This window comes from uncultured Tenacibaculum sp. (genome assembly GCF_947502995.1).
Classification (GTDB): domain Bacteria; phylum Bacteroidota; class Bacteroidia; order Flavobacteriales; family Flavobacteriaceae; genus Polaribacter.
Genome location: NZ_CANNBW010000033.1, coordinates 20,063 through 31,803, shown reverse-complemented (window position 1 = coordinate 31,803; position 11,741 = coordinate 20,063). Strand labels below are relative to the sequence as shown.

Annotated in this window: 5 protein-coding genes; 4 read left to right on the top strand and 1 reads right to left on the bottom strand. The window is 29.8% G+C overall.

Annotated elements, in window-relative coordinates:
* On the bottom strand, positions 1 to 6,182 hold a 6,182-nt coding region (locus Q1A46_RS19960), incomplete at its 3' end, for a BspA family leucine-rich repeat surface protein (RefSeq protein ID WP_299683262.1).
* A 187-nt stretch (positions 6,183 to 6,369) separates the two neighbouring features.
* On the opposite strand from Q1A46_RS19960, the gene Q1A46_RS19955 reads away from it, so the two are divergent.
* The 4 genes from Q1A46_RS19955 to Q1A46_RS19940 all read left to right on the top strand — a co-directional run bounded on the left by Q1A46_RS19955 (position 6,370) and on the right by Q1A46_RS19940 (position 11,406).
* Entirely contained in the window at positions 6,370 to 8,052 is a 1,683-nt protein-coding gene (locus tag Q1A46_RS19955) for a histidine kinase (RefSeq protein WP_299683260.1), read from the top strand.
* A gap of 3 nt (positions 8,053 to 8,055) precedes the next feature.
* Positions 8,056 to 9,735 (top strand): histidine kinase, encoded by a 1,680-nt coding sequence (locus tag Q1A46_RS19950; RefSeq protein WP_299683258.1) that lies wholly within the window; start codon positions 8,056 to 8,058, stop codon positions 9,733 to 9,735.
* A complete protein-coding gene (locus Q1A46_RS19945; protein ID WP_299683256.1) occupies positions 9,728 to 10,456 on the top strand; it encodes a LytTR family DNA-binding domain-containing protein in 729 nt (242 codons plus the stop codon). The genes Q1A46_RS19950 and Q1A46_RS19945 overlap by 8 nt, the downstream gene beginning before the upstream one ends.
* A gap of 92 nt (positions 10,457 to 10,548) precedes the next feature.
* Positions 10,549 to 11,406 (top strand): hypothetical protein, encoded by an 858-nt coding sequence (locus Q1A46_RS19940; RefSeq protein WP_299683254.1) that lies wholly within the window; start codon positions 10,549 to 10,551, stop codon positions 11,404 to 11,406.
* Positions 11,407 to 11,741 lie beyond the last annotated feature (335 nt).

Genomic DNA, 11,741 nt, shown 5'->3' with positions numbered 1-11,741 from the left:
ACATTTTCGCCTGCGACTCTGGTTAAACCTCCAGTTAAAACATCTCCAGGATTTAAACTTCCTGAAGTGATTTGATAGGTTAATAACGGGTCTGCTGAACCATATTCTTTATTCTTTGCATCTGCTGTAATTGTGATTGGTTTTGCTGAAATAGTTAAATCATCAGAAATGTAAGTAATCGTATAATTTGGATGAGATAATGTAGAATTTATTACATAATCGCCAACATTTTCGCCTGCAACTCTGGTTAAACCTCCAGATAAAACATCTCCTGGATTTAAACTTCCTGAAGTAATTTGATACGTCAAACTTGGATCAGCATCGCCATAAACTTTTGCTTTTGAATCTGCAGTAATTGTAATTGGTGTAGATACAATTGTTTTCGTTAATATTAGCTCAAAATTTTGTTCTGAATCTCCACAACTTCCAGTATCATAAGCGTAAAGAGTAACAGGATATGATGAGAAATCAGCAAAATTAATAACACTTCCTGGGACATAAGAAGTTCCCATTCCTCCAGATTGCGTGTAATATTTTTCTGAACCTGATAAATTTGTTCCTACTATAGTTGGTAACGTATAAGTATCGGCTTGATTTACATTGGTTATTGGATCTAAATTCGGACTTGCGACTTTACCTCCATCAGTAATTATCCACATATCACTGGCAATCATATTTCCTCTTTCAGTCTCTGCAGTGCAGTACGTACTATTTCCTCCAGAAAATGACACATTAGGTTGTAAAACTTGTGCATTCCAACCTTTTAATAATGCATCGTAATTAGCTGTTGATAATTTTGCTCCTTGAAACATCAACCACATGTTGGTTATATTACTTACATCCCAATTTGAAATGTCTTGATCAAAAGCTACGGCATTTTGAAACATTCTTGATAAAGAAGTAGCGTTACCTAAAGTCCAACCTCCAATATCTTGATTAAAACTTGAGGCATCTTTAAACATGAAATCTAATTCCGTTGCACTCGCTAAATTCCAAGTACTAATATTTTGATTAAATGCAGAAGCTTGGTTAAACATCCATGAAAATGAATTTACTTTAGCTACATTCCAGCTACTGACGTCTCCGTTAAAAGCAGTTGCATTACTAAACATTGCTCCCATGTTGGTTACATTACTTACATCCCATCCATCAATATTTTGATTGAAAACAGCTGCACCTTCAAACATCTTTTGCATTTCTGTTACTTTACCTGTTTTCCATGTTCCTATATCTTGATTAAATGCCACTGCGATTTGAAACATATGATCCATACTGGTAACATTACTTACATCCCATCCACCAATATCTTGATTAAATGATGATGCTCTACTGAACATAAATCTCATGTTTGTTACCTTACCAACATTCCAAGCTCCAATATCTTGATTAAAAGAAGTAGCACTACTGAACATGCTTGACATGTTAGTTACATTAGAAACATTCCAAGCGCTGATATCTTGATTGAAATTTTCTGCTACTTGAAACATTAATCTCATATTCGTCACCTTACCAACATCCCAATTAGAAACTTCTCCATCAAACACTCTTGCTACATTAAACATTTCAGACATGTTGACTACAGACGAAACATTCCAATTGTTTAAATTTTGATTAAAAACTGAAGCTCTCTTGAACATTTTTGACATTGAAATCACTTTTCCAACATTCCAAGTACTGATATCTCCATTAAATACTGAAGCTCCTTGAAACATATTTGCCATTTGAGTAACATTACTAACATCCCAAGTTGTTAAATCTTGATTAAAACTAACAGCACCTTCAAACATACTAGCCATATTAGTTACATTACTTACATCCCAATTACTAATATCATAATTGAATGAAGCTGTGTTAGCAAAAGTGCTAACCATGCTTGTGACGTTGGTTAAATCTGGTACATCAATACCTGTATTGGTAATATTAAGATTAGTACATCCTAAAAAAGCAACACTCATTGAACTCCATTCAATATCTCCCCATTGTTCAATTGTTAAGATTTTATCTTTATCGCCTCTATTGTTAAAAAAAATTCTTGGGAATGTTCCTAAAATTGAAACTGTATGAACACCTGCTGTTCCATAAGTATGTGTTGCATCACCTGTTTCAATAGTTGGAGTACTTCCATCTCCCCAATCAACAGTATAATTATAAGTTGATCCAGGTGCCGTGGGAATAGTTATAGTTTCATTCGCTGTTGTAGTTTGCCAAGTTGTGATAAAAGGTTTTGATGCAGGTATTGTAGTAAACGAAATACTTGAACAACCTACAGATTCTCCTCCTGCATTACTAGCATAAATCGTTACGTAGTATTGCGTGTTATTTAATAAATCACTAGTAAAAGTAATACTATCTACATCACCTACATTCGAGTTCACAATATCACTTCCTCCGGATGTACTTCCAACGGTTATACGATAATTTGTAGCTCCAACTACTTTAGTCCATTCAATACTTGGTTGTAATGCTACTGAAGTAGCACCAGCTACAGGCACATCAATTGTAGGGCAAGCTGGTGGTAATGGAACGGTTGTAAATTCAATAGAATGACAACCTATGCGTTCTCCAACAGCACTTAATCCATAGATAGTTACATAATATTTTGTATCATGTAATAAATCATTCGTTGGTGTATACATATCCACATTACCTAAAGAAACATCTAAAAAATCTGTACCTTTTGGCGTAGTACCTATGGTTAGATCATAACTTACCACACCTGGAGTTAAAACCCAATTTATAGGAGGTCGTGTTAATATTCTTCCTGAAACTACTTGAGTAGTACAAGTCAACTCTGGTCTTGTAGTTACTTCAATACTAATACAAGCTATATCAATATTAGCTGCATCTCTACCATAAATAGTTACATAATATTTGGTACTTGTAGCAAGTTCTTTTGTTAATTGATAAGCAGTTACATTACCTAAAACAACATCCTCAAATTCATTTCCTTTTGGAGTAGTTCCTATAGTAATTCTGTAACTATTCGCTCCAGTTATAGGATTCCAAGTAATGTTAGGTCTTAACTTTATATTGTTTGCGTCTGGTTGAGCAGAACAAGTTAATGGAGGACAATCTAATCCTCCATCTTTAATATTCCATGTATTAGCAGTTTCTAAATTTGATCTTTCTGTAGCAGCTGTACAATAAGTACTGTTTCCACCATCAAAATTTAGGCTTGGTTGTACTGTTTGTGTATTCCATCCTTTTAACAAAGCATCGTAATTAGCAGTTGATAATTTTGCATTATTAAACATTCCATCTAATGTAGTAACCTGACTAATATTCCAATTACTAATATCTTGATCGAAACTAGCAGCACTTTGAAACATACGATGCATTCTAGTAACCTTACTAGTATCCCAATTACCGATGTCTTGATTAAAAGCTCTAGCACTGGAAAACATTTCATTCATTTTAGTAACTTCACCTGTATTCCAACTTCCTATATCTTGATTAAAAGCGGTAGCACTCGAAAACATTGCCCACATTGAAGTTACTTTGCTTACATTCCAACCTCCAATATCTCCATTAAAAGCAAAGGCTCTAGCAAACATAGTTTCCATTTTTTCTACTTTACCTGTATTCCAACGTCCTATATTTTGATTAAAAATTCTAGCATCTGAAAACATACCATACATATCAGTAACCTCACTAACATCCCAACCACCAATATCTTGATTGAATGCTCTAGCTGATGAAAACATAGTTCGCATAATATTGACCTTTCCTACTTGCCAAGCACTTATATCTTGATTGAATACTAAGGCAGCACCAAACATCGAACGCATATTTGTAACGTTACTTACGTTCCATTTACTAATGTCTTGATTAAATACTACAGCTTTCTGAAACATTTCTTCCATAGAAGTAACATTACCAACATCCCAATTGGTAAGTTTTCCGTTGAATACTTCTGCTTCTCTGAACATTCTAACCATATTTGTTGCTGACTTTGGATTCCAATTTTCTAAATCTTGATTGAAAACTTCAGCTCCATTAAACATAGACTCAAATGACAACACGTTCTCTACATTCCAAGTGCTAATGTTACCATTAAAAGCTTTGGTATTTGAGAACATAAATCCCATTTGAGTAACTTTACTTACATCCCAACTACTCAAATCTTGGTTAAAAACATCATTAGTAGAAAACATACTATTCATGTTAGTAATGTTACTCACATTCCAACCACTAACGTCTCCATTAAAAAGAGTTGCGCCTCTAAAAGCAGAAGACATACTTGTTACATTTGTTAAATTAGGATTTCCAGCAGCAGGATTTGTAATATTAAGTTTTGTACATCCCCAGAAAGCTCCTAAAAATGAAATCCACGGATTATCTCCCCACTGTTCTATGGTTAGAATTTTATCTTTATCTCCAGAATTAAAAAAATAGATCTGAGGAAAGGTTCCTGAAATCGTGATGGTATGAATTCCTGGCACCACATAATTATGAGTTGCATTACCTGTTTCATTAGTAGTAATATTACCATCTCCCCAATTAACTGTATAATTATAGGTTTCTCCTGAAAATGTAGGTATTGTTATAGATTCATTTGCTGTAGTGGTTTCCCAAGTAGTAATAAAATATAATGTACTACAATCAATACCCTTATCAGAAATATTCCAGGTATTAGCAGTTTCTAAATTTGCTCTTTCTGTAACTGCCGTACAATAGGTGCTATTTCCTCCTGAAAATTTAAGATTTGGTTGTACTGTTTGTGCACTCCATCCTTTTAATAATGCATCGTAATTAGCAGTAGATAATTTTGCATTATTAAACATTCTGTCTAATGTAGTAACCTGACCAATATCCCAATTGCTAATATCTTGATCGAAAACATCAGCACTTTGAAACATTCCATGCATTCTAGTAACTTTACTTGTATTCCAGCTTCCAATGTCTTGGTTAAAAGCTTTAGCATTAGAAAACATTTCATTCATTTTAGTAACTTCACCTGTGTTCCAACCTCCTATATCTTGATTAAAAGCAGTAGCGTTTGAAAACATTGCCCACATTGAAGTTACATTACTTACATTCCAATTTCCTATATCTCCATTAAAAGCAAAGGCTCTGGCAAACATAGTTTCCATTTTCTCTACTTTACCTGTATTCCAATTTCCTATATCTTGATTAAAAATTCTAGCATCTGAAAACATACCATACATATCAGTAACCTCACTAACATCCCAACTTCCAATATCTTGATTGAATGCTCTTGCTGAAGAAAACATAGTTCGCATCGTAGTAACTTTTCCTACCTTCCAAGCACTTATATCTTGATTAAATTCTAAAGCAGCTCCAAACATCGAACGCATATTTGTAACGTTACTAACGTTCCATTTACTAATGTCTTGATTAAATACTACAGCTCTTTGAAACATTTCTTCCATAGAAGTAACATTACCAACATCCCAATTGGTAACTTTTCCGTTGAAAACCTCTGCTTCTCTAAACATTCTAGCCATATTTGTTGCTGACTTTGGTTTCCAGTTTTCTAAATCTTGATTGAAAACTTCTGCTCCATTAAACATGGATTCAAATGATAACACGTTCTCTACATTCCAAGAGCTAATATTTCCATTAAAAGCTTTCGTATTTGAAAACATAAATCCCATTTGAGTAACTTTACTAACATCCCAACTGCTTAAATCTTTGTTAAAAACATCATTAGTAGAAAACATACTATTCATGTTAGTAATATTGCTTACATCCCAACCACTAACATCTCCATTAAAAAGAGTTGCTCCTCTAAAAGCAGAAGACATACTTGTTACGTTTGTTAAATTAGGATTCCCAGCAGCAGGATTTGTAATATTAAGTTTTGTACAGCCCCAAAAAGCTCCTAAAAATGAAACCCAAGGATTATCGCCCCACTGTTCTATGGTTAGAATTTTATCTTTATCTCCAGCATTAAAAAAATAGATCTGAGGAAAGGTTCCTGAAATTGTTATGGTATGAATTCCTGGCACTACATAATTGTGAGTTGCATTACCGGTTTCGTTTGTAGTAATAGTTCCATCTCCCCAATCAACTGAATAGTTATACGTTTCAAAAAGATTAGTAGGTATTGTTATAGATTCATTTGCTGTAGTGGTTTCCCAAGTAGTAATAAACGGAGATTGTGCATATACAATACATTGAAATAACAACAACAATAATACACTTACTTTTTTATTCATCTTTCAACTCAATTTAAGTGCACAAAATTAGGTTCAGAATAAATGTATTACATCCCTGTTTTCAGGGTAATTCATTATTTCAAAAAAAGAATAATTCTACAAAAATTTATTAAACTAAGACAAATATCGATTGAATCGATATCATGTTAGCTTTCTTTAGTATTTTACATCCCTCATTAAATATTGAATGAAATTCATTTTAAAAAACATATTATTACTTTTTTTATTTGCTTTTTTTAATCTCAATTCACAATCTAAAGCTCAAGATGTTGTCGATAGTAAAAATTCTATAAAAAATCTTGAATTAAAAGAACGAACAATTGGATTAACTCAAGAAGAATATATAGAGTTAGCCAAGGTTTATAATAAAGAGTTTTTACAACATAAAAGTTTAATCATATTAAATAATTTAATTGATGATTCTATCGCTAAAAATGAAAATGAAACGCTTGCTGTACTCTATAATTTAAAAGCTGAAAACTTAGTTGATTTAAAAAAAATAGAAGAAGGTGTAAGATTCTGTGATCGTATTATTCCTGAAATGAAAAAAAACAAGAGTTCATATTTTCAAGAGCTTTGTGTGAAATGTGGTGTTCTATATAATAAAAATGAAGATTATAAAAAAGCCTTAGATATTTATAAAAACATCACTAAAGATTACATTAAGGAGACTCCTGAATATTTAAATTATTACGGTATTATTTTAGTCTACAATAAACTTTATGATGAAGCTTTAATTCATTTTAAAAAAGGAGTTAATATTAGCTATAAAACTAATGAGCTAAAATTTGTGAATATCAACTTGACTAACATTGCTAAAATTTTCATTATTAAAAAACAATGGAAAAAAGCTAAAAAACATTTAGATTCTGCTCAAAAAGCTTTGAGACATTCTACTTATGTTAGTCATCGAAAAACATTATTAGAAACTTATTATAGTTTTTTTACTTTCCAAAATAGATTAGACGAAGCACGTAGAGTTTTAGATCACATAGAGATACACAACAATACTATTTATGATTACGAAATAAAGCAGAAAATAAAAGAATTAGATGCAATTAATTATAGAAAAAAAAGTTTGACCAAAAAAGTTACTGTAATAAATAATAACATAAAAATTACTAACGATAAAAAGCTAAAAACCTATCTTTTTCTTATCTCTTTAATCACCTTATTAACAGGTTGGACCTTATTAAAAATATATAACAACACACAACTAAAATATAAGAAAGTGGTTAATGAACAAGAATTACTTTCCTCACAAATGACACCTCATTTTATTTTTAATTCTTTGTCTATTTTACAAGGAATGCTACTAAATAAAGAGAAAAATAAAGCTACACTTTACATCGAAAAGTTTTCCAACATTTTAAAGTCAACAGTAAAAGAAAAAACTCAAAAATTTATTGCCATTAAAGATGAAATTCAACTCTTAAAAGATTATGTTGATATTCAAAATTTAAGCACCAGTAAAAACATTTCTTTTGATGTAATTACAACTGAAAATATTCAAGAAGATTTTTTAATTCCATCTATGGTTTTACAACCTTTCATAGAAAATTCAATCATACACGGATTTAAAACAGAAATAGAAAATCCTAATATAAAACTCAACTTTAAGCTCACTAACACAAAACTATTGTGTACAATAACAGATAATGGAATAGGATATTCAATTGGTGATAAACCAAGAAAGAACCAACAAAAAACATCATTAGCAACACAAATTGTAAAAGAAAGGCTCTCGATACTTTCTAAACAAATGAATCATAATTTCTCTTTAAACATTAAGAATCTTAATTACAAAGACGAAAGAGGAACTGAAGTAGTTATAAATCTACCTTACAGAAACTCTAAACTAAACAAATAGTATATGCGAAAAAAAATAACTCTATCCGTATTGCTAATTGTTTACTCTTGTCTTATAGTACTTTCTCAAGAAAATAAAGTTGAAGACTTCTTTAACAATTACGAGTATCAAAAAGTAATTGATACTTTAACTAGGAAACAAGCCGAACAAGAACTATCATTCCAAGAATATTATTTTTTATCTCGATCTTATGGTAGAACCAAACAATATGGAAATGGATATGTTTTAGCGAATGAACTAATTAAAAAAGCACGAAAAGCAAAAGATACTTCTAATATTTTTGTAGGATATCAATTAAAAATAGAACATGTTACAGATTTAAATAAAATAAAAGAAGGCGTTCAACTTTGTGATTCTGTTATGACTGCATACAGAGAACAAGACTCTATCACAATGATGAAAACTTGTTTTCCTTGTGGTATGATTTATAAAATTGACAATCAAATTGAAAAAGCTTACACTACTTATAAAAAAATCACTAGACCTTCATATAAAAAGTTAACACTGTATACGAACAATCTTGCTACAATTTTATTGAAATTGGAAAAATATGAAGAGGCTTTAGAACTTTTTAAACAAGGATTACAGCAAGAGAAATTAAAATACGGAAAAAACAGTCCGTATATTAATATTAAATATCACAATCTAGGAGTAACTTATTTAAACTTAAGAAATTTTAAATTAAGTAAAATCTATTTAGATTCAGCCTATAACTCTTTAACTCCAAAAAGTGATCTTTTTAATAAAGTATACATTTTCGATAGTTATTTTTTACTTTATAAACTCACAGGAAGAAAAAATATAGCTAGTGCTTACTTAGATAGTATTGCTAATACAAATGAAGAAATATTAAGAAAACAAGTTAAAGAACGCATTGTATCGATAACTTCAGCAACTAAAAATGAAAAATTCTTAAAGAAAAAAGTACGTTACATCGATAATGAATTAGAAAACACTAAACGCATTGTCTTACAAAGTACTATTGTATTTGTTTGTATTATTCTTTTACTAATCATAACTTTTTTCTTTTTTCGTTACAGAAATATTCAAACTACGTATAAAAATCTTTTAATTGATAGAACTTTAAGCTGGATTAAACTTAAACCAAGTTATATTAATAATTCTATGGAATCGATGCAAGAAATGATTGCTAACGATGATCCAAATAGCATTAAATATTTATCTAAATTTTCTAAATTTTTAAGATTACTACTAGAAAATTCAAGAAAATCTATTGTTCCGATTTCAGATGAAATTACAACCATAAAACACTTTTTAGAAATTCATCAAATAGAAAATAACCATCAGTTTAATTTTACTATTACTACAGATGAACCAATTACTTATGAAGAAATAAATATTCCTCCAATGTTAATTCAACCTTTTGTTGAAATTGCTATTGAAAATTGTACGAATATTTCAACATTAAAGCCAGAAATAACCATACACTTTTCTTTTACTAATAGCGTTTTAACATGTATTGTAACCGATTGTGGAACACAATTAGAACAATCGAAATTTCAACAAAAAATAATTGGGAAGAAAATGAAAGAATTATTTCATGCGTTTTCTAAAAAATTGAATACACCTTCAAAAATTACTTTTAAAAATACCAGCTATAAGGGAACTATAAAAAATTCAACCATACTTATACTTCCTTATACAATAGAAAATTATGATTAAAGCACTAATAGTAGAAGACGAATTATATATTAGAAAAGGTTTAATTTCAATGATAACTTCCTTAGAAAAGGATATTGATATTATTGGAGAATGTGAATCTGTTCAAGAAGCCATAACAGTTACAAAAGCATGCAAACCAGATTTAATTTTTTTAGATATTAATTTAAAAGATGGAATCGCTTTCGATTTTTTAGATCAGGTTAAGGATTTAAACTTTCAAGTTATTTTTATCACAGCATACGATCAATATGCATTACAAGCTATAAAAAATGGTGCTATTGATTATATCTTAAAACCTGTAGATATTGATGAATTAAGTGAAGCTATCGATCGAGTTAAAATAGTTTCTGAAGATCGTTCTAATCATTTAGATATCGTAAAAAAGCAGCTGATAGAAAGCAAACGCGAACACATTGTTCTTCGCCTTCAAGAAGGTTATCAGATAATTCGTTTCGATAGTTTAATGTATTGTCAATCCGATAAAGGTTATACTACATTTTACACAGAAGATAAAAAGTCTTACATCGCTTCTAAACCTATTAAAGAATTCGAAAATCAATTACCAGATGATCTTTTTGTAAGAACACATCAATCTTATGTTGTGAATTTAAAGTTTATTGATAAATACGATAAAACTGGTTATGCTTTCTTAAAATCTGGAGCTAAAATTCCTGTTTCTACAAGAAAAAGAGAAGAGTTTGTATCTCGGTTATTATTATAACTCAAATATAAACCCATTAACTACAGATATTGATTCATTAATGAGTTTGAAATGAATCTAAGGTATGTTTGCTTTCAATCAAATAAAACATGATGAAAGCAAACATTTTTACTTTAAAACTTTTGTGTTTAAGTCTAATTACAATAAGTTTAATTTCGTGCAATTTTAGTTCCGATAATAACGCTACTATTAATGAACTTCAAAAAGAAATTGCAACCAAGGAAGCTATAAACAATGCATTGAAAGAAGCCAATAAAAATTTTAAGAAAAGAATAGAAACATTAGAAAATGGAGCTAAAACTCAAAGTGAACAATGTGTTTCAGAATATGAACAAAAACTGTATTTAGATAAAGAAACTGTAAATTTTCTTATTGATGATGAATTAAATTTTATTCTAGATAAAAAAGACTTTGCTAAAAAAGCTGTAGAACTAGCTGATTTTAAAAACAATAGTTTCTTTAATATTTACAACTACTTTTTCAATTTATATCATTACAAACCGTATCCTATTAAAACTAAAATGCAGTTTATGCATTATCTAATGAATAAGTTTAATAGAAGCAGTGAAAATATTGAACGCTTTTTTGATGAAGAAACAGTGAGTTACATTGCCAATTTGATTAAACAAACAGGATATTATGAAGCTTCTGGATTAAAACCAAGACTTACTTGTTTACTTACTACTTATGAAGATGAAAGTACTAATGAAGAATTCTTTTTAGAAGTGTATGCTAAATTTAATTCTGAAAGTTGGGACTGGAACGAAGTTGACGATATACCAAGTGAAGAAATGAAAAACACCATTAAAAACATATTTACAACTCACGAAATTTATACTCAAGATATATTTGATAGTTATGGTTTCTGGGCAAGACGTTTTAATGAAGGAAATGCTGCTACAGTTTATAAAGTTTTAAAACAATTTCAAGACGATATTTCTTCTATTTAATTTATTTTATTTCAGAAAAAATAAAAACCTAAGCAAATATATATTCAAAGTTATCAGATCTAATTTACATGAATGATTAAGAGCTTAACAATATTAATTTAGCTATAAATTCACATTACTTCGAAAAAGTTTTAATTGTTAAATAAAAGGAAATGAAATCATAATTCAAAAGAAATAAACAATATCTAGTCGAGAAATTGGCTAGTTTTTCTCATTAGTTCAATTCTAAGGATGGTAAAACATCCTTAGTTTTTTTATTTAAAAAAAGATTTTACAAGTTTAGTTTTCAAATATAAATTCTGTGCAATCGAATATCGATTAATAGATTATTAAAG